At 52.6% G+C, this 20,561-nt stretch carries 18 protein-coding genes; 14 read left to right on the top strand and 4 right to left on the bottom strand.

The window, feature by feature from the left end; genetic code table 11:
• Positions 1 to 4: 4 nt before the first annotated feature.
• Both KU854_RS00580 and KU854_RS00575 read left to right on the top strand, forming a co-directional pair.
• Entirely contained in the window at positions 5 to 1,168 is a 1,164-nt protein-coding gene (locus tag KU854_RS00580) for an ABC transporter permease (RefSeq protein WP_218356559.1), read from the top strand.
• Positions 1,165 to 2,268, top strand: a complete 1,104-nt coding sequence (locus tag KU854_RS00575; protein WP_218356558.1) for an ABC transporter permease — start codon at positions 1,165 to 1,167, stop codon at positions 2,266 to 2,268. The genes KU854_RS00580 and KU854_RS00575 overlap by 4 nt, the downstream gene beginning before the upstream one ends.
• Before the next feature lie 36 nt (positions 2,269 to 2,304).
• Here KU854_RS00575 and KU854_RS00570 read toward each other — a convergent pair whose 3' ends face one another.
• Entirely contained in the window at positions 2,305 to 3,366 is a 1,062-nt protein-coding gene (locus tag KU854_RS00570) for a LacI family DNA-binding transcriptional regulator (RefSeq protein WP_218356557.1), read from the bottom strand.
• A 232-nt stretch (positions 3,367 to 3,598) separates the two neighbouring features.
• On the opposite strand from KU854_RS00570, the gene KU854_RS00565 reads away from it, so the two are divergent.
• Both KU854_RS00565 and KU854_RS00560 read left to right on the top strand, forming a co-directional pair.
• Positions 3,599 to 5,701, top strand: coding sequence for an alpha-galactosidase (locus KU854_RS00565; RefSeq protein ID WP_218356556.1), 2,103 nt, complete (start codon positions 3,599 to 3,601; stop codon positions 5,699 to 5,701).
• A gap of 127 nt (positions 5,702 to 5,828) precedes the next feature.
• A complete protein-coding gene (locus KU854_RS00560) occupies positions 5,829 to 7,541 on the top strand; it encodes a solute:sodium symporter family transporter (protein ID WP_218356555.1) in 1,713 nt (570 codons plus the stop codon).
• A gap of 100 nt (positions 7,542 to 7,641) precedes the next feature.
• Here KU854_RS00560 and KU854_RS00555 read toward each other — a convergent pair whose 3' ends face one another.
• On the bottom strand, positions 7,642 to 8,244 hold the full coding sequence (locus KU854_RS00555) for a hypothetical protein (protein ID WP_218356554.1): 603 nt from the start codon (positions 8,242 to 8,244) through the stop codon (positions 7,642 to 7,644).
• A 265-nt stretch (positions 8,245 to 8,509) separates the two neighbouring features.
• Positions 8,510 to 9,313, bottom strand: coding sequence for an SDR family NAD(P)-dependent oxidoreductase (locus tag KU854_RS00550; protein WP_218356553.1), 804 nt, complete (start codon positions 9,311 to 9,313; stop codon positions 8,510 to 8,512).
• 358 nt (positions 9,314 to 9,671) lie between these two features.
• Between KU854_RS00550 and KU854_RS00545 the strand changes: the two genes are divergently transcribed.
• Both KU854_RS00545 and KU854_RS00540 read left to right on the top strand, forming a co-directional pair.
• Positions 9,672 to 11,786, top strand: a complete 2,115-nt coding sequence (locus KU854_RS00545; RefSeq protein WP_218356552.1) for an LruC domain-containing protein — start codon at positions 9,672 to 9,674, stop codon at positions 11,784 to 11,786.
• A 5-nt stretch (positions 11,787 to 11,791) separates the two neighbouring features.
• Entirely contained in the window at positions 11,792 to 12,331 is a 540-nt protein-coding gene (locus KU854_RS00540; RefSeq protein ID WP_218356551.1) for a hypothetical protein, read from the top strand.
• A 58-nt stretch (positions 12,332 to 12,389) separates the two neighbouring features.
• Here KU854_RS00540 and KU854_RS00535 read toward each other — a convergent pair whose 3' ends face one another.
• Complete coding sequence (locus KU854_RS00535) at positions 12,390 to 13,448, bottom strand: LacI family DNA-binding transcriptional regulator (RefSeq protein ID WP_218356550.1); 1,059 nt, start codon at positions 13,446 to 13,448, stop codon at positions 12,390 to 12,392.
• 234 nt (positions 13,449 to 13,682) lie between these two features.
• Here KU854_RS00535 and KU854_RS00530 point away from each other — a divergent pair, with 234 nt between their 5' ends.
• From KU854_RS00530 to KU854_RS00495, 8 genes are all read left to right on the top strand, one after another.
• The gene (locus KU854_RS00530; RefSeq protein WP_054779691.1) at positions 13,683 to 13,904 is read left to right on the top strand and encodes a hypothetical protein; all 222 of its coding nucleotides are present in this window, start codon (positions 13,683 to 13,685) and stop codon (positions 13,902 to 13,904) included.
• A gap of 19 nt (positions 13,905 to 13,923) precedes the next feature.
• Positions 13,924 to 15,078 (top strand): TRAP transporter substrate-binding protein, encoded by a 1,155-nt coding sequence (locus KU854_RS00525; RefSeq protein WP_218356549.1) that lies wholly within the window; start codon positions 13,924 to 13,926, stop codon positions 15,076 to 15,078.
• A gap of 92 nt (positions 15,079 to 15,170) precedes the next feature.
• Entirely contained in the window at positions 15,171 to 15,686 is a 516-nt protein-coding gene (locus KU854_RS00520; protein ID WP_218356548.1) for a TRAP transporter small permease, read from the top strand.
• Between the two features lie 8 nt (positions 15,687 to 15,694).
• Entirely contained in the window at positions 15,695 to 17,005 is a 1,311-nt protein-coding gene (locus KU854_RS00515; protein WP_218356547.1) for a TRAP transporter large permease, read from the top strand.
• A gap of 86 nt (positions 17,006 to 17,091) precedes the next feature.
• A complete protein-coding gene (hisD, locus tag KU854_RS00510) occupies positions 17,092 to 18,393 on the top strand; it encodes a histidinol dehydrogenase (RefSeq protein ID WP_218356546.1) in 1,302 nt (433 codons plus the stop codon).
• 27 nt (positions 18,394 to 18,420) lie between these two features.
• On the top strand, positions 18,421 to 19,197 hold the full coding sequence (locus tag KU854_RS00505) for an SDR family NAD(P)-dependent oxidoreductase (RefSeq protein WP_218356545.1): 777 nt from the start codon (positions 18,421 to 18,423) through the stop codon (positions 19,195 to 19,197).
• Positions 19,198 to 19,205: 8 nt separating this feature from the next.
• Positions 19,206 to 20,222: an alcohol dehydrogenase catalytic domain-containing protein gene (locus tag KU854_RS00500; RefSeq protein WP_255555312.1), complete on the top strand. Its 1,017-nt coding sequence runs from the start codon at positions 19,206 to 19,208 to the stop codon at positions 20,220 to 20,222.
• Between the two features lie 51 nt (positions 20,223 to 20,273).
• Positions 20,274 to 20,561, top strand: coding sequence for a UxaA family hydrolase (locus KU854_RS00495; RefSeq protein ID WP_054779690.1), 288 nt, complete (start codon positions 20,274 to 20,276; stop codon positions 20,559 to 20,561).

Raw genomic sequence — 20,561 nt, 5'->3', positions numbered from 1 at the left:
CGCCATGAAGAACTCTTTGATGGCAGGCGTATTAAGCGAGTGGCGGTTGATCCTGACCGACCGCTGGCTCACTGCCCTGCTCGGCCTGTTACCGCTGACACTGTTTGTGTTGATGTGGGCGATTTTTTCCGCAGGCACAGGCCGTGACTTGCCTGTGGGTGTGGTCGACCTCGACAACAGCAGCCTGTCACGCCAGTTGATCCGTTACTACGATGTGAGCCCGACGCTTCAGTCACAGGCTTTTGAGGATGTTGAGTCCGCATCGTCTGCGCTGAATAGCGGCAAAACCTATGGCACGGTGATCATCCCTGTGGGTTTTGAAAAATCGACAATTCGCGGCGAATCGCCGGAGGTGACGGCGTTTTACAACAGCCAATACATCCTGATCGGCAAACTGGTTAATGCGGCACTCAACCAAAGCCAGAGCACCTTTGCCGCCATGGTGGAAACCAAAGGCAAAATGCTGAAAGGCACGACGGTCACTTCGCAGGCAGCAGGTTTATCCGTGCCATTGCGCTTCCAGTTGGTGCCACTGTTTAACACCGGCACCAACTACGCACAGTTTCTGGTTTCAGCGATTGTGCCTGCCCTTTGGCAAATCGTGATTGTCGCCAGCGGCATGCTATCTATGGCGCTGACCGATAAACGCATTGGCCTTGAGCAACAGTTCCGCCCGTCGGTTGCCAAAGCACTGGTCGCGAAGATCATCAGCCTGTTTGTTCCGCTTTGGTTGCTTGGCGTGGTATTCGCAACCGTGATGCACTTCTGCCTCGGCTGGCCGATGAACGGCAGTTGGTCGATTGTGTTTGCCGCACAGGCGTTGATGGTGCTGGCAGGCTTGGCGGTGGGTTCACTCCTTTATCTGGGCACACGCAACGCCACCCGCGCCATGAGCCTGGTGGCAGGTTTTACCGCCCCGGCCTTTGCCTTTATGGGCGTGAGTTTTCCTGCCAGTGATATGCCATTTCTGGCGCAATGCTGGCGTGCACTGCTGCCGGTGAGCCATTACATCACACTGCAAATCGGCCAGTTCAACTATGGCGCAGCTTTGAAAGATGCAACGCCCGCCCTGCTTGCACTCGCGGCATTTAGCCTGATTTGGGGCTTGGTAGCACTGAAACTTCGCCGCATTGCTGCTCCAGTGGGCAAACAGGAGGTGGCAGCATGAATTGGCGCAACCTGTTTCTCCAGGAGCTGAAAGCACTATTCTCCAATCCCGCAGTCGTGTTTACCGTGTTTGGCGGCATTGTGATTTATTCACTGCTCTACCCGTTGCCATACCAAAACCAACTGCCTCGTGAACTGCGTGTGGCCGTGGTTGACCATGACAATAGCCAGCAAAGCCGCTCCTTTGTACGCATGCTGAATGCCACGCCTCAACTGGCGATTACAGAGCAATTGGGCGCAGAGCATGAAGCAAGCAGCAAAATTGCGGCAGGCGACATTGAAGGCGTGGTGGTGATCCCGGAGCACTTCTACCGCGATTTATTGCTTGGCAAAAGCCCGGTGGTTTCTGTGGGTGGTGATGCCTCATTTTTCCTCACCTACGGCACCATCGCGGAAGGCGTGGTGAACGCAGGCGGCACTTTGGGCGCACAGGTGAAAGTCACCCGTGCCATGATGCACAACACCCCAATGGAACTGGCAGCCAAACAATATTCGCCGTTCACCTTGAATCTGGTGCCTGTGTTTAACCCGACCACCGGATACGGCAATTACGTGGTGCCGGGGGTGTTTATCCTGATCCTGCAGCAAACCCTGCTGATTGCGTCCGGCTTGCTGGCCTGTGCAGACAGTGCGCCCCGTCGCCGTAACTTGGTTGCCCGCGGTGTTATCCTCCTCGGCATCTATACCGTGATGGCGATGTACTACCTTGGTGCGAGCTTCTCGATTAACGGCATCAACCGACTGGCTGATCCGGTAAATCTCGCCATGATGATGTTGCCGTTTTTGCTGGCGACTTTCGCCTGCGGAAGTCTGATTGGTCGCTTCATCAAAAGACCGGAGATCATCACGTTGGTGATCTTGTTAAGCTCCATGCCGCTGCTGTTTACCTCTGGCTTTGTCTGGCCTGCGAGCGCAATGCCAGACTGGATGAACGCATTGGCACAACTTGCGCCATCCACACCGGCGATTCTCTCCACCATCCAGCTCAATCAGATGGGCGCGACGCTGCAAAGCCAGGCCGGTCACCTTGTCCATCTTTGGGTGCTGGCACTGCTGTTTATGCTTGGTTTGGTATTCACCAAATCGAGAAAAATGGATTAACTGGAACAAAGAACCCCGCAATTGCGGGGTTCTTTTTTACGGCAACAAGCGGCGGATATTTTCCAGATGCGCGAGGATTTCCTGCTTGTCATAGTGGGTATCGCTTTTCATCGCAGTGCTATGGCGCTCCACCAAATGGACGGGCAAGACTTTGGCTTGTGGTTGTCCGGGCTTCGACACTTGGCTTAATGCGAGGATCACCGCTTGTCTGCCCAGTTCATTAAAGTCCTGTTTTACGGTCGTCAGGGGCGGTGAGAAAAACTGGCTGTCCTGAATACCATCAAAGCCGACGACAGACACCGTTTTCGGCACACGGATACCGGCTTCAGACAATGCACACAGCACACCCAGCGCCATTTGGTCATTAGCGACCAGCACAGCATCAAAATGCAGCCCTTTCAGCAGCGCATCCTTGATGGCGTTGTAGCCCGATGCGGCTTGCCAATCCCCCTCGTAGCGGGCAATTTCCTTTATTCCACGCTGACTGATTTGGTTCTGCCACTCGTTGTAGCGAATCGACGACGCCGTTGAAACGGCAGGTCCGGAAATACAAATAAAGGCATCGCGGTTTAGTCCAATCAAATGTAATGCCGCCATGCGTGCCCCCGCCAGGTGGTCACAGCTGATGTGATTCACCGGCGTTCCCTCCGGCACATCAATAAACACCAGCGTGAGGTGACTGAACTGATCAATCAGAGTTTCAGCCATTTCCCGCGAGACCGGCGCATTGATAATAATCGCGTCCACTTGCTGGGCGATCAGCTCACGAATCGCGCCCCTGAATTCTTCAATGGTGTTATCGGCCAGCACCGCCAACGCAGTGGCGTAGTCCATTTCATGTGCCTGGTTGCGGATACCATTGGCAATCAAGGCGACGCCATGCAGGGAGATATCCAGTGACACAATGCCGACAATGCGGGACTTTGCCCTGCTGAGCATTTGTGCCCCTTTGTTTGGCACGTAGCCCAGCTTTTTAATCGCATGGTTAACTCGCTTGCGGGTTTCCTCGGCCACATTGTCAGCACCGTTTGTCACCCTTGATACCGTTTGTGTCGACACACCCGCCAAACGGGCAACATCTTTGAATGTGACAGCCACTCTATTCTCTCCCTCTTTGTCCGCAGATAAATCTATCAGAACAAAGCCTTCCCGCCCGTGAATCATGTCTTAAAAACATCAATAAATGTTTCCGAAAACAGAAGATCCAAACCACAAATACAGATTTTGAAACCCACTTTAAATCACATTTATAGGGCTATTAAATCCATTCATGAGGCATTGAACGCATGATTACGCACAGAGTTAATGTTTACGAAAACAGAGATGTAATATGCAAAAAATCATTCACCTGAAATCCAAAAATCACAGCCTGATCATCAAAGTGGATCGTGTGCCGGAAATCCTCCACTGGGGTGCAAAAATCGCGCAGATCGACCCGGATTTAATGCTGTCGACTGAACGCCCTATTTCTCAGGCACGACTGGATGTGGATGTCCCCCTTTCGCTTTGCCCCGAATTGGGAAGCGGTCATTTCAATGCGCCGGGTATTGAGGGTCACCGTCACGGTGAAGACTGGGCACCGGTGTTTGAAATCACAGCCATGGATCATAACGATTGCAGCGCCACCTTTACTTTGCAGGATGCTGTCGCCCAGCTTGAGTTGTTTATCGAAATAAAACTGGATGCAGAAAGCGATGTGGTGCAAAAACGTATCTCAGTGAAAAACCTGTCGGCAGGCGAATATTGTCTGGGCAAACTCTCGGCGACCCTGCCTCTCCCAAACCATGCTCATGAACTGATGACCTTTCACGGCCGTTGGTGTCACGAGTTCCAGACCCAGCGCCTGAAATTCGAACACGGCGGCTTTATGCAGGAAAACCGCCGTGGCCGCACCTCACACGAAAACTTCCCCGGTCTGTTTGCCGGCACACAGGGCTTTAGCGAACAACTGGGCCAGGTGTGGGGCTTCCACCTTGGCTGGAGCGGTAACCACCAGCTACGCGCCGATGTAAGAAGTGATGGCCGACGTTTTGTCCAAGCCGGTGAACTGCTGTTGTCCGGCGAAAAACGCCTGCAAAGCGGTGAGGAATATCAATCCCCTTGGCTGTATGCCACCTACAGCAATACCGGCCTGAATGGCATTTCAGAACGCTTCCATGCTTTTGTGCGCGCACAGATCGTGAAGTTCCCATCCAATAAGCCGCGCCCGGTCCATCTCAATACGTGGGAAGGGATCTACTTTGACCATAACCCTGATTACATCATGCAAATGGCCACCGAGGCAGCACAGATGGGCGTTGAGCGCTTTATTATTGATGACGGTTGGTTTGTTGGCCGCACCGGGGAACGCGCTGCGCTCGGCGACTGGTATTTGGACACTAACAAGTACCCGAACGGCCTTGAGCCTGTCATTGCCCACGTTAATGAGCTGGGTATGGAGTTTGGTCTTTGGGTGGAACCGGAAATGGTCAGCAAGGATTCAAACCTGTACCGCCAACATCCGGACTGGGTACTGGGATTACAGGGATACCATCAACCTTCCGGCCGCTGGCAGTATGTGTTGGATCTGCAAAACGGCGAGTGTTTTAACTACCTTTTTGAACGCCTAAATGATTTGCTAAGCAGCTACAACATCGGCTATCTCAAGTGGGATATGAACCGCGAACTGGTTCAACCGGGGCATCAGGGACAGGCTGCTGTTCACGGCCAAACCAAAGCGCTCTACCGTTTGCTGGATGATCTTCAGGCTGCCCACCCAAATGTGGAAATTGAATCCTGCTCGTCCGGCGGTGGCCGTATCGATTTTGAAATTCTTAAACGTACCCAGCGGTTCTGGGCATCAGACTGCAATGACGCCTTGGAGCGTCAGGCTATCCAACGCGGCATGAGCTACTTCTTCCCGCCAGAAGTGATGGGCGCACACATTGGCCCGGCGGAGTGTCATTCCACCAACCGCCGCCATGCCATCAATATGCGCGGCGTGACAGCACTGAGCGGCCACATGGGCGTGGAGCTGGATCCGGTAAAAGAGAGCCCGGAAGAAAAGCAGGCATTTGCCCACTACATTCAATTGCACAAGCAATACCGCGATTTGCTGCATTCCGGCCGCGCGTTCCGTATCGATCCCGCCGACAGGAATCAGAACATATACGGCGTCGAAAACGGCGACGAAATGTTGATCACCGTCTGCCAGTTGGCAATGCCCAGCCACGCGTTGCCAGCCCCACTGCGCGTCAGCTGTGCCGAAGAAAACGCCCGCTATGACGTAAAGATTATCGAGATGCCAAAGACCAGCTTCCAGCTGATGAAACAACGCCCCCAATGGCTGGATAAAACCCTGACACTGAGCGGCGACAACCTGAAGGAAATCGGTGTCACTTTGCCAATACTCGACCCGGAATCTGCACTGATTGTTCACCTGAAAAAACGATAAAAACCAAGCCGTTCCCTCCAGCGTCAGAGCAACCACCCTTGCCTGATAACACACTCCAGAACTCGCTGGAGGGACACCCTACAACTCAAGGGCAGCCACTTGTTGCCTGATTTGGTAAGGAAACAAAATGTCGATCACCGTTCTATTTTCATTTTTGCTCTTTACGGGCTTTGTGGTGGTATTCACCTACAACAAAGTCAAAAACGACAAAAACAACTCTCAGGATGGCTTTTTCCTCGGTGGACGAAGCCTGACTGGTGGCCTCATTGCCAGCTCCCTGATCCTGACAAACCTCAGTGCCACCAGCTTTGTTGGCATGAGCGCCCAGTCTTACACCCACAACATGAGCGTAATGGGCTGGGAAGTCGCTTCCGGCGTCACCTTGGTTATCATTGCGCTGTTGTTGGTACCGCGCTATCTCAAGCAAGGTATCACCACCATTCCTGATTTTCTGGAAAGCCGCTATGACATGTCAGTGAAGAAGTTCGTGACGCTGTTGTTCTTGTGCCAATACGTCATCAATATCCTTCCAACCACACTTTATGCCGGTGCCGTCGTACTGGGTGAAATCTTCGATGTGAAAGGGTTGCTGGGAATATCTGAATTCAGTGCGATAGCGCTTATCTCAGCCACCATTGGTTTGCTTGGCTTTTTCTATGCCATTTACGGTGGTCTGAAAGCCGTGGTCATCGCCGATACCATCAACGGTGTTGGTCTGATCATCGGCGGTTTGATGATCCCGGTATTTGGCTTAATGGCTCTAGGTTCAGGTAGCTTTATGGGCGGACTGGATGTGCTGTTAACCGCCGCACCTGAAAAGCTGCAATCGGTAGGCAAGGAAACTGATCCCCTGCCATTCTCCACCCTGTTTACCGGTTTGCTGTTGGTGAACCTCTATTACTGGGGTACCGACCAGTCCATCATCCAGCGCGCACTGGGCGCCAAGAACCTGAAAGAGGGTCAGAAAGGCGTTATCCTGGCCGGTGCGATCAAAGTGATTTCACCCCTGTTCCTGATCATTCCCGGCATCATCGCTTTCCACATGTTCGGGGCAGATGCAGGCAACCCGGACACCATGTACACGCGACTGGTGAATGAGGTGCTGCCAAAACCGCTGGTCGGCTTTTTCGTGGCGGTCATGTTTGGTGCCATCCTGAGTACTTTCAACGGCGTGTTAAACAGCTCAACCACCCTGTTTGCACTGAACGTCTACAAGCCACTGTTTGGCAAAGGAAAGTCTGACGAAGAATTGGTCAGTGGCGGCCAGATCTTCGGTATCGTCATCGCCATCATTTCGGTCTGTATTGCTCCCTTTATCATGTACGCACCGGAAGGTCTGTTCCAATACCTACAGATGGTAGCGGGCTTTTTCAGTGTGCCTATCTTCACCATCGTCTTCGTGGGTTACATTTCTAAACGGGTTCCTGCGGTTGCGGCAAAGGTTGTGCTGGTGGTATTTGTCTCCTCCTACGCTGCGATGCAACTGGTGTTCGACACCCCTATTCACTTCCTGCACCAGCTCGCCATTTTGTTTGTAGTGTGTACAGCGCTGATGTTCGTCATTGGCCACTTTATGCCACGCAAAGAAGATTACGTGATGCCAGTCAATGAGAGCATCGACGTCACGCCGTGGGCTTTCCGTTTTGAAGCTTCTGCCGTGATCATTTACATGGTACTTGGCGCTTACATCATGTTTTCGGACGCGGGCTTTGTCTCGAACGATCCGACCATCATGCAGGTATACGGATTCTGTGGTCTGGTTCTGATTGTCGGTGTGGTCTCGAACTATTTCATCAAGCGCAAACAGCAATCCAAGGTTTCAGCACTGAAAAGCGTGTAGCTTTGTAATGTGATTTAACGAACGCATTGGTATCAAACAAAGAACCCCGCTACTGCGGGGTTCTTTGGTTATCACGACGTAGAAACGGTCAGAATTCAAATTACTTCTTGTTGGGTGCATCCTTGGTTGAAATTTTTTCGCCCCGAGTCCATTCAACAAACCCGTTTAGCAGGGGATAGAAAAGTGGGTCATCCAGTCCCGCCCAGTTGAAAGCCTCTTTTTCGATATGGAGCACTACCTTGCCAGACTCGGGATCGTAGGCTTTGAGGTTTGCAACATAGTCATAGCCCCCATTCCATTCAACGTAGGGTTCAACAACCAAAAAGCTGCCCATTTCTTTTTGTAGATGGTGCAGGCCAATCTTGTCGGAAATATTAGAAACCTTGTCAGTCAGGCCTTGCTCAATAACCAGGGATTCAAGCTCACTTTGGTCAACCACCTTGTCGAAAGCGTTCATGTTTTTAAAAGACGTCAGATAAAACTCTTTGTATCGTTCGTTCTTTTCATCTCCCGTCTTCACATAAAGCATTTTGCGATATTCAGGCTTGAACGGTTGCTCAATGATGACACCTTCCGGTCTCAGCGTGGAGCTTGTGTCAAAGTATCCATCTTCCTTGAGCGTGGTAGGTTTAAGCGTGCTCGAACACCCTCCATGCAGGAGCAACAGAGTGAGCGTACCGAGTTTGATAAGACAACTTTTCATAGTAATTCCTTTTAATCTGCCGTTTAGTTCACAGGCAAAATTCAGAGACATCCATTGTCAGGCGCTTTTACAAGCAATGTATGAAAAGAGTACAAACACAGGTCAACAAAATTCAAACCCCTACAAGAGATATGACATCCTCAAACAGAACTTTTTACAGGTGTCTGATTCATGAGCGAGAAAGGCAGAGGTTGCGTAAATTTAGTGCCTCAAAACACAGTGCCGGACAAGTTTCTGGCACTGATTTATATTCCGAAAGGTAAGGTTAAACAGCCACTATTGACTTGATTGCCAGTACAACGGCTTCCACATTTCCTTTGTCTGCTGCGAATAGATGCGGTGCGGCAAAACGCTGGGAGTCGTTATCGAAGTATTTACCTGATGCATCAGCGAACTCATCACTCAATGCTGCCCGGGAAAGAATGTCTGCGCCGATACCGATGTCACCGCCCGCGACACCAAATCCTTCGGTCACCATCTTGCTACCAAGCATGGAGCCAGGGTTGACCGCCACCAGTACCGGGCCATTGGCTCCTAACTCTTCTGCCATTTGCTCTGTCCACATGGTGAGTGCCAGTTTGCTTTGGGCATAGGCGGAGAAATCATCGCCAACATTCACTTCTCCTTTCAGCGCGGCAATATTGAATGGTGCCTGCGCAGCAGAAGACAGGTTCACAACCCGCCCTTCAATGCCTAACAACGGCAGAAGCCTGCGGGTTAAAAGGTAAGGCGCAAGGGTGTTAACCACAAAGCGGACATCCTGACCATCGTCTTTGACCGGATTGGAAACCCGGAAAATGCCCGCGTTATTGATCAGCACATCCAACGCTTCGTGTTTTGCTTTTACTGCGTCGGCCAGTTGTTCAACCTCTTTGAGATTGGAAAGATCCGCGAGATAGGTTTCGACAATGGCTGAACCCTTCACATCCTGCACATCGGATTTGGCACGTTCAAGTTTGTCTGCAGTGCGGCCATGAAGGAGGATGCTGTGACCTTGCGCTGCCAACTGCTTTGCCGTTGCCAACCCGATACCGTCAGTTGAGCCGGTGATAAGAATGTTTTTTGTCATGAGGAATGCTTTTCCTTGTCGTTTTTCAGCCGAAGCTGCGCTCGAATGATATGCCCGATTTTATGACTACCCACTTCATTGATAATTAGCCTTCAACAAGAATGATTTTCTGTTTTTCTTTGAGAATAGAATCCAAACCATCCCCTTTCTGCCTTGTTTCGGATTTTAGCCGCCAAGCATCATCTGATTTTTCTCATATTGAGAAACCCAGCGTTCCAATCCCACATCTGACAGTCAATCTGAGAAAAAACGCTCTCCCAAACTGATTTTCACAATGAAAAAATGTTTAATTTCATGCAATTAAAACTGGCACAGTGCTTGTAGTAGCAAATTCATTCTGAGTAGAAAGGAGAGCGCTATGTCTCGCTTTGCTATCCCTCTTGCGCTGGCTCTGACATCGCCCTTTGCGACAGCATCACCTTTTGACACCTGTCCGAGCAAGGCTTACCTTTTTCAATCCAGCCCGGTGCAGGTCTATGGCGTCAATCTGGTCACTGGCGAAACGGCACTTTTGCAGTCTGATACAGGGTTGAATGCCAACATCAACGGTGTCGGCTTTGATTTCGAGGACAGGTATATCTATGGCTATGACACCTCGAACAAACAGATTGTCAGGCTTGGGCAGGAGTTTCAGGCAGAGGTGTTAAACACGACAGGCCTCCCAACTGACCACACTTTCTTCGTCGGTGACGTTTACGACCACACCTATTACCTCTACAGGCAAGGAAAAGGCCTGTTCAAAATTGACCTCACACCGCTGGATAGCGACCCCAGCGCGACGCTGGTTGTTGAGCGCATCACCACTACCGCCTCCGTCTCCCTGACGGATTTTGCGTTTCACCCCGGCAACGGCGGTTTGTACGGTGTCGATAACCGCACCGGTGATTTGTTCCTGTTCAGCACCGATAACGGCGACACCACTTACATCGGCAACATTGGTGTGACCGGCACATTTGGTGCAGGCTATTTTGATGTGAACGGCTACTACTACATCTCCCGAAACAGCGACGGGGATATCTTCCGCATCGACCTTTCCGATTACGGCGATGATGGTGATGTAACCGCCGTGAAGTTTGCTGACGGCCCAAGCTCTAACCAGAACGACGGTGCACGCTGTGCCAATGCTCCTGTGATTGATGAAGACTCCACCATCGACTTCGGTGATGCGCCTGATAGCTATCTGACCTTGCTGGCTTCTAACGGCCCACGCCACCAAATTGGCAGCGACTACTATCTGGGTTCTGTCGCACCGGACAGCGAAGGCGATGGCCTGATTTCCCCGCTTGATGACAACAAAGCAGGCCTTGCCGATGAAGACGGTGTGGGCTTTGTCACCGCGCTTGAAGCCGGTGAGGTGGCGATTGTCTCTGTACAGGCATCACGCTCTGGCTATCTTTCCGCGTGGATTGACTGGAACCAGGACGGTGATTTTGCTGACAGCAATGAGAAGATCATCAGCGATTCGCTGTTAAGTGGCGGCACCAATACCCTGATAATCAACGTTCCCGTCGATGCCGCGATTGGCTCAACATTCAGCCGCTTCCGTTTTGCCGAGCAATCCGGTCTCGACTACTACGGTGGTGCCACTACCGGTGAGGTGGAAGATCACCCGATCACTGTGCTGAAAACCGGTACAACACTGGTGCACTACCCCAGCGAGCAAGGCTACGCCACCCTCGCCTTTGAGGATAACTGGCCGAAAGAAGGCGACTACGACATGAACGACGTGGTCATCCGTTTTCGTATGACCGAAACCCTTGATGAGAACAACCACGCCACGCGCATTCTCATCCAGGGATATCTCGCGGCCTATGGTGCTGGCTACCACAATGGCTTTGCGTTCCGTCTTCCCGGTTTGAACAGGTCGGATATACAAAGCGTCACGACCAAACTCAAACACAATGCCGTGCTTCAGCAAAGCAATGGACTGGAGGCAGAATCAGATGAAGCGATCTTCATCATCTCAGAAGATTTGAAAGCCACAGTGCCTGCCAGTGAATGCAACTTCTATCGCACGGCGCAATATTGCCAGCAGGAAATTGCCTGGGAGTTTGAACTGGATATCCGCACGGTTGAAGGCGCTAACACCTATGGATTGGCAGACATGCCTTACGACCCGTTTATCTTCTCCACGCCTGGTGCTTATGTGCGTGATTGGATCTGGTACAACCCCGGTCGCGGCCTGGAAGTTCACCTTCCTGATCAAGCACCGACGGAGCAGTTCGATACCTTCCTTTACGGCTGGCAAGATGATGACAGCGTGCCCGCAGAAGGGCGCTATTACAAAACATCGACCAACCTGCCCTGGGCATTGCTGATCACTGATGCGTGGAAATGGCCGCAGGAGCACATTGACCTCATCAGCGCCTATCCCCTGTTCGCCGGTTATGCAGAAAATGCAGGCGCGGTAAACACCACCTGGTATACGGAAGAGAACGCCGTTGCCGACACCTACTACCTGCCAGAGGAGTGATCACGATGAAACGTAAATTCCTGAGTATTTCTCTGATTGGTTTTGTCACTGCCTGTGGGGGAGGTGGCGATTCGTCCCCCTCAGCCTCACCGGATTCAGAAGTGATTGTGGACAGCGCCACGCAGGAGGTTGGCCAGACGACAGGCAATACAGCGTCTGCCACTATGCTGACCTCCACGGGATTGAGTGTCACTATCCCGCCAAATGTCACCAGCAGCGCAACCATGATGTCTGAAGTGTCTGTGCCTTCAGACTTCAACTACAACGGTGTTGATATTCAAAACCTCAGTGTTGATATTCGCGGCTACAGTCTGGCAAAAGGATACGTGTCCATTTACGGGGCGTTTGAAGAAAATGCAGATGGTTCCTACAGTGCGGATTACAACAGCCGGATCACCTCAGCAACCGTTGAAGCAGGGTTAGCCGACTTGAGCTATCCCTTGGCTGATTCGCAGTATTACATGCTGGCAGAAGTCTACTTCTATGATGGCAGCACGCCGATCCAGACCCGCATTAACAACCAACAGACCAGTTGGATTTGGTAACGGTTTCACTTGGAGGATTTGGGCGGACTCTCCGCCCTTTTTTTTGCTTCTTGGGATATCAGTGAGAGATAGCTGCCGTGGTCTCCCTGACCACCAGTTTGGCTTCAAGCTCAAGATGATCCGCAACCGGATCCTCATTCAGCCGTGACAGCAAATAATCGGCGGCTTTTGTACCCATCTCCCGCGAAGGGACCTGCATTGTCGTCAAAGCGGGGTGAATATGCGAAGCCATCGCGACGTCATCAAAGCCGACGATGGAGAGATCTTCCGGTACACGAATGCCCAGCGCCTGCGCTTCCAGCAATGCGCCCATGGCGATGATGTCATTACCACACACGATAGCCGTCGGTTTGGGCTCCGCTTTCATCAACTTTCGCAGCGCCTGACGGCTCTCCGCCAGATCGTATCTGCACTCAATGATTCTGTCCGCGGTCAGGCTGATCCCCTGCTTTTCCAGCGTATCAAGGCAACCGGCAAGGCGGTCTTTGGTTCGGTCATTCAGGCGGGTAATACCCGGAATAGCCGCAAACTGTTTGTGGCCGAGATCAATGAGAAATTGGGTCAGTTTCGCAGAAGCGCGGTAGTTGTCGAAACCGATACATGGGTGATCGATCCCAGGTTTGAATGACCAGGTATAGAGATACGGGATTTGCTTTTTCTCCAGCAGTTCAAACAGGCTGGGATGGTGTTCTGCGCCCACCAGCATTAGCCCCTCTACGCCACGGGAGACAAGGCGCTCGGCCTGTGCAAGCTCTTCATCCACCGAATAGTCAGAACTGGCAATAAACAGGGTGTAACCCTTTTCCTGCAACCGCCATTGAAATGCCTGAATGCCCTCGGCAAATATGGCGTTATCCAGTGTCGGAACAATCACGCCGATGGTACGTGAACGTTGAGAAGCCAGCGCCTGAGCGGCGCCGTGCGGAATATACCCCAGACTCTCAATGGCCATCCGGATCAGCGTGCCGCGCTTTTCACTCACCGAAGTGGGGTTAGCAAGATAGCGGGACACCGTGGCAGTAGAAACCCCTGCTGCAACAGCAACATCCTCTGCGGTTGGGGTGTCTCCTGCCCTTTTTTGTAAGCGCTTACGTGATGCTTGTCTCTCTTTTTCCAAAACTGACGTTCTCTTTGGCTCATTAATGGGAAATCTTCACCAGAACTTACCTGATTATAGTTACCGTACAAAATTTATCCGTTATTTCCTTGACAGTTTTCCGACCTCGCTTCTACCCTTCAAATGTAAGCGCTTACATTTAACAATCATTTTACATTCGATGTGGGTGCTATAAATAAAAAATCCTAAACGGCGATTCCCGCCAGCAAGCAGACGAAAGCGAGGCATGACACGATGACGCTTAAACGACGCTACCTCTTACCGCTGGTGTTCTTTGTTCTTTATTTTGCCAACGTAATCGCCACCAAAATTCAGATTGCTTCGGGTGCTAAATCCATTGTTCGCGTGGGTGATGTTGGGGAGTTTGTTTTGCTTCTCCTCGCCTCGCTGACTTTCGTCGTCGCCATGTTGCTTGCCGAAAAAGAGGCAGACAGCAAGTCGGCAGATTTACGATAAACGCAGAAAGGAAGTAGATATGTCTGTTCACAATAAGGATGACTCCCCACAAAACTCAGAGCGTCGCCGTTTCCTTGAAATCACCAAGAAAGCGGGCTTCACAGCAGCTATCGTTGCCGCGTCTTCGGGAGCATTGTTGACCTCAACCACCGCACAAGCGGCAGTCAACGAAGAAAAAGAACGACAAAAACGCGCCAAGTACACCATGACAATTGCGACCGCCTACATCATTGGTGCGTCCCGCAGCTACCCGATCATGCAGCTCGATTTTAAAGAAAACATCCAGAACATGACCAACGGCGAAGTCTACGTGAAACTCGCTCCGGGTGGTCAGTTGGGTGCTGGTGGTGCACTGGCGCAAAAAGTGCAGGCAGGCACTATCCAGGCGGCGCAGCATTCACTTTCTAACTTTGCGCCGTTCGCACCAGCCGTTGATCTCATCAACATCCCTTACTGGTGTGGTGAAAACCAAAAATTCATCAACCTCGTGACATCAGATGCATGGAAACAGGAAATCCACCCGAAAGTGGAAGCCAAAGGCTTCAAGCCTCTTTGGTATGTGGTGATTGACCCTCGCGTGGTTGCCCTGCGTAAAGGGCTAGAAGGCCCCATCAAAACGCCGGATCAAATGTCAGGCATTAAGTTCCGCGTACCGGGTTCGAAAATCCTGCAACAGTTCTACCGCTTGCTGGGCGCAAACCCAACGCCGGTTGCCTGGGGTGAAACCCCTTCTGCGATTAAACAAGGCGTGGCCGATGCGCTCGACCCTTCCGTTGAAGCGCTTAATGTCTTCGGCTTTAAAGATGTACTTTCCTGGGTGACTTTCAACCGCGCAGTGCCGGATTCACAGGTTTTCTCCTGTAACCTCGAATGGTTCAAGAGCCTGCCGCCGCACATTCAGGAAGGCATTGAGTTCGCGAGCGAAGTGACCTCACTGCAAAACCTCGCAAAAGTACCGGCTGCCCGTGCCTATGCCATGGCAGAACTTCGTCAGGCGGGCGTCGAGTTCTACGCACCGAACGACGATGAAATGGCGCTGTGGTCGGCCAAAGCGGGTCACCAATTGCCTGAGTGGGATTCGTTCAAAACTGAACTAGCGGGCTCAAAAGCGGCATTCAATAAACTGCTGGATGCGGCAAACGACCACGACGGTCCATTTGTCCACGATGTGTAGCTGAAAAAACCGCCGTTTGGGTGGCGTCGCCTCCTTTTAGTCACTCAAGCGGCACTTTCTGCCTTCTTCCAAAACGGACGTTGGAATACCCGATGAAACCTTTTCTAAAACAAATTGATGAAAATGGAGAAAGATGGCTACTGCTGTTTTTCTACACCACCATCGTCATCACGATCGCTATGGAAGTGCTGCGACGCTTTGTGTTCAGCTACTCCTCTATCTGGGGAGAGGAAGTCGCTCGCTATGCTTTTATCTATCTTGCCTGGGTGGGTGCGTCGGCTGCCGTGAAAGAACGTGCCCATATCCGGATTGATGTTTTGCTTCATTACCTGCCAAACCGTGGCAAAGCAGCCATCTACCTGTTTGGCGATATCTGTACCCTGATTGTGGCGCTGTTTGCCCTTTACTGGTCGCTTCACCCTATCGACATTTCGCTCAAGTTTGGCTCTGTCACCCACGGTTTGGGTATCAGCCAGGCCTGGTTTCTCGCTGCGGTTCCCCTCGGATTTTCACTGATGATCTTCCGCCTTGGACAGTCTATGTACCGCGATATCAAAAGCCTGACACAGAACACTCCTGTGTTTGAAGGCAACAAGCTGTTCGATTAGGGGGCACTGTGCTGAATTATTACGTACAACAAACCGCTGTCGAACTGGGCTGGGAATTCTATGGGCCAGTGATCGCCATGTTGGTGTTGATTGCACTGGCCGTGCCGGTCTGGGTTTCGCTGGGGATTGGCTCTATTGCGCTGCTTTACATCACCGAAGTATTGCCCCTTTCGTTGTTCGGTGAATCCCTGTTCGATGGTATTGATGCCTTTGCTCTGATTGCCGTGCCACTGTTTATCCTGACCGGTGACGTTCTGGTGCGCACAGGTCTGTCAAACAAACTGCTCGATGTTGCCGAGGCCAGTGTGGGCGGTGCACGGGCAGGTTTCGGCAGCGCCACTGTGCTGGGCTGTGGCTTCTTCGCCTGTATCTCAGGCTCGGACGCCGCAGGTGCAGCCGCGGTGGGTCGCATGACCATCGACCGCCTGGTCAAACAGGGCTACCCAAAACCCTATGCCTGCGCATTGGTGGCAGCAGGTGCCTGTACCGGCATCCTTATCCCGCCTTCTATCGCGTACATCATTATCGGTCTGGTGCTGGGTATTTCCGCCTCCACCCTATTCCTGGCAGCAGCCGTACCTGGGGTGATGGTGATGATGGCTATAATGCTGACCAACGTGGTGATGAACCGCATTTATGGCTACGAAAACGCGCGTCAGGGATTTTCATTCAAACGCTGGATTTCGGTGGTAATTGATGCGCGCTACGCCCTGCTGGTGCCGGTCATTATTCTCGGCGGTATTTATTCTGGGGTATTTACGCCAACAGAAGCCGCTGCCGTCGCCGTGGTCATCACCATCATCATTGGCCTTTTCCAGGGCACATTGAAAGTCAGCGACTTCCCGAAAATGCTGGAAAGTTCTGCCAAGGTCAACGGCGTGATTCTGCCCATCATCGCGCTCAGCCTACCCTTGGCGCAAACGCTGGCCGCGCTGGAAGTGCCGCAAGCGTTTGTGGAAACCATGACATCGCTGACCGACAGCCGCACTGCACTGATCCTTATCATGATTGGCATTCTGATCATTGCGGGCTGCTTTATGGAAACCACACCGAACATCCTGATCCTCTCCCCTATCCTGCTGCCACTGGCGAGGGAGATCGGCATGGAAGACATTCAGTTCTGCATCATGATGGTGACCGCACTTGGCGTCGGGTTTATTACCCCACCACTTGGGCTGAATTTATTTGTTGTATCCGGATTAACGGGGACCTCGGTACTTAAGATTGCCGCGCGATCGGGGCCCTACGTGATATCCATGTTAACCGTGGTATTGCTGCTGGCATTTATACCCGAACTGTCGCTCTGGGCTCTCGACTAACCCAACGTATTTAACCCCTAGCTGGCTTGTCCACGATGAGCCAGACAGGAAAGTTGCGCCCAAAATTTAACGAGGAATTTTTCGACATGGCTGTTAAGTATCTGAAAAAAGCGGAAAAAACTGCTGCAACTGGTGAAGATGATGTTCGCGCGATTGTCGCGGACATGCTGAAAGACATTGAGCAAGGTGGCGAAGAAACGTGCATCGCCTACACCCGTAAATTTGATAACTGGCAAGGCGATATTGTCGTCTCGCAAGAAGACATTGATGCCGCTGCAGCCAAAGTGCCGGAGCAACTGAAAAAGGATATTCAGTTTGCTTATGAGCGTGTGCGCGACTTTGCAAAAGCGCAGCTTGCCAGCATGAGCGAATTTGAAACCGAGCTTTCCCCCGGCCTGTTTGCAGGGCAACGCCTTATCCCGATGCAAGCGGCAGGTTGTTACGTGCCGGGTGGCCGCTATTCCCATATCGCCTCGGCGATTATGTCTGTCACCACCGCCAAAGTTGCCGGTGTTGACCATGTGATTGCCTGCTCGCCACCGGGGCGTGAAGGCGGTATCCACCCAGCCATTCTTTACACCCTGCGTCTTTGCGGTGCAGACACCATTTTAAACCTGGGTGGTGTTCAGGGCATTGCCGCCATGGCATTCGGCCAGTTTACCGGTCATCCGGCAGATATCCTGGTCGGCCCCGGCAACCAGTTTGTCGCGGAAGCCAAACGCCAGCTCTATGGTCGCGTCGGCATTGATATGTTCGCCGGCCCTTCTGAAATCCTGGTGATTGCCGATGGTGATGCCGACCCAGAACTGGTTGCAGTCGACCTGCTCGGTCAGGCAGAACACGGCCCCAACACCCCGGCCTGGCTGGTCACAGATTCAGAAGAATTGGCAAATACCGTGATGAACCGCCTGCCGGAGTTGATTGCCGAGCTGCCCGAACTCAACAGCAAATCCGCGGAAGCGGCGTGGCGCGATTATGGCGAAGTGATCATTGTCGATACCCGCGAAGAAGCGGTTGCCGTCAGCGACCAATACGCGCCGGAACACCTTGAAGTACATGCAGCAGATCTCGACTGGTGGCTGGCAAACCTTCGCAACTATGGCTCCCTGTTCCTTGGCGAGGAAACCAATGTCGCCTTCGGTGACAAAACCTCGGGCCCGAACCACATTCTGCCGACCAAAGGCGCAGCCAAATACACAGGTGGCCTGAGCGCTGGCAAGTTCATCAAAGTCGTGACCTATCAACGTTCGACCAAAGAAGCGAGCAAAGACGTGGCGCAGGTAACCGCGCGTATTTCGCGCCTTGAAGGCATGGAAGCCCACGCCAAAACTGGCGATGCACGTCTGGCGAAATACTTCCCTGATGAATCTTTCGATTTAGCGCCTTAATCCACGATACAAGAGGAAGTGAGACCGATGACAGGCACCATGATTGACAACCTTTTCTGCCTTGATGGCCAAGTCGCACTGGTGACCGGTGCAGGCACGGGCATTGGGCAACGCATGGCCTATGCACTCTCGAAAGCGGGTGCCCAGGTGGTGCTAGCCGGACGCCACGCTGAAACACTGGCAAAAACCGCTGTGGCCATTGCCAGTGAAGGCGGTGATGCGGCCATTGAAACGGTCGATCTTCTCAAGCGGGAAACCTTGCCCGCTTTCGTGGAAAAGGCATCCACCCATTTCGGTGCTCCCAATATTTTAGTGAATGCTGCAGGAGTGAACCTTCGTCAACCTGCTGATGAAATTACACTGGAGACTTGGGACACCACGTTGAATCTCAACCTGTCGGTGCCCTTTTTTCTTGCCAAAGCTTGCCTGCCGGGGATGCGGAAAATTGGTCGCGGCAAGATCATCAACATCGGCTCGCTACAGTCTTACCGCGCATTCGCCAACTCCATCCCCTATGGCGCATCAAAAGGCGGTGTAGCGCAGCTGACCCGGGCAATGGCTGAAGCTTGGTCGAAAGAAGGAATCACCACCAATGCCATCGCACCGGGATTTTTCCAGACCCCGCTGACTGAGAAAGTGTTCCGTGATGAGGCGTTATCCCAGCACCACGCTTCGATGACTGCGATTGGGCGAAACGGTGAGCTGAGTGATTTTGACGGACTGACGGTATTCCTTGCCTCCCGCGCATCGGACTACATCAGCGGCCAGATGATCTCGCTCGATGGAGGGTACACCGCAAAATGAGGCCTGAGATGAATCAAACACACATGAATGCGCTGGTATACACCGGCCCCAAAGCCATGCAATTCCAGCAAGCCGCGATGCCGGTTCCCAAGGAGGGCGAAGTGCTGGTGCAAATCGGCGCTGTCGGGATTTGCGGCTCTGATCTGCATGCTTTTCTCGGGCATGACGAACGCCGCCCGGCGCCTCTGATCCTCGGTCACGAGGGTGCAGGTTATGTGCGCGGCGGTGACATGGACGGTCAGGCAGTGGCCATTAACCCACTGGTGAGCTGCGGTGTCTGCGAGTACTGCACGACAGGCTTTGTGAACCAGTGTCCATCACGCCAGATCATTTCCCTGCCACCACGTGAAGGGGCATTTGCCGAGTTTGTGGCAATCCCAAAACGCAACCTGGTGTTAGTGCCGGATGGCATGTCGCTGGCAAAAGCCTCGTTGGTTGAACCCATTGCCACCGCCTGGCATGCAGTCACCAAAGGTGCAGAGCTCAGCAAACGCCCGCTAACAGAAAACCGCGCGTTGGTTTACGGCGGCGGCGCTGTGGGGCTGGCGGCAGCGCTTTCCCTTCGCGCCCAGGGTTGCCAACAGATCTACCTGGCAGAAACCAATGCACTGCGCCGCGACACCGTGGAGCAGCAACAGGTCGCAACCGTATTCGACCCAACCACTAACCCGCTTGTCGGTGCCAACACCGTTGATCTCGTGATTGATTGTGTCGGCAACCAGCACACCCGCATGGGTGCGTCACAAGCGGTAAAACCCGGCGGCGTGATTGTGCATGTCGGGTTGCAAGACAGCCTCGAAGGGTTGGATGTCCGCAAGTTCACGCTTCAGGAGGTGACCTTTGCAGGCAGTTACACCTACACCATGCAAGACTTCCGGGCCACGCTCGAAGCCATGCATAACGGTGCGCTTGGCGCACTGGACTGGATTCAGGAGCGCCCGCTCAGCGATGGTGCGAACGCTTTTGACGATTTACTTAACGGACGTATTGCCGCCGCCAAGGTGGTGTTAAAGCCCAATGAGTAAGCCTTAAACGGAACGAAAAAACGCAATACCTACTTTCACAAGGAGATGAAAATGCAAGCACCGGATTTTCTCGTCCATGACTCGTCTGACACCGTCGGCGTGATCGTGGTTGAGGGTCTTGAAGCCGGTAAGACCCTCACAGGATGGGTGATGGACACCGATGAAACCATCGAAGTTCTCGCGTTAGATGCAATCCCTCTTGGTCACAAAGTGGCGCTGAACGATATCAGTAACGGCGACACCATCATCAAGTATGACAACGACATCGGCAAAGCGGTCGCAGACATCAAAAAAGGCGGCCATGTACACGTCCACAATGTGAAAACCAAGAGGTGGTAA

It is taken from the genome of Enterovibrio paralichthyis (assembly GCF_019209835.1).
GTDB classification, from domain to species: Bacteria; Pseudomonadota; Gammaproteobacteria; order Enterobacterales; family Vibrionaceae; genus Enterovibrio; species Enterovibrio paralichthyis.
Note: the sequence above shows the minus strand (reverse complement) of the source record. Positions and strands in the feature narration are given on the sequence as shown.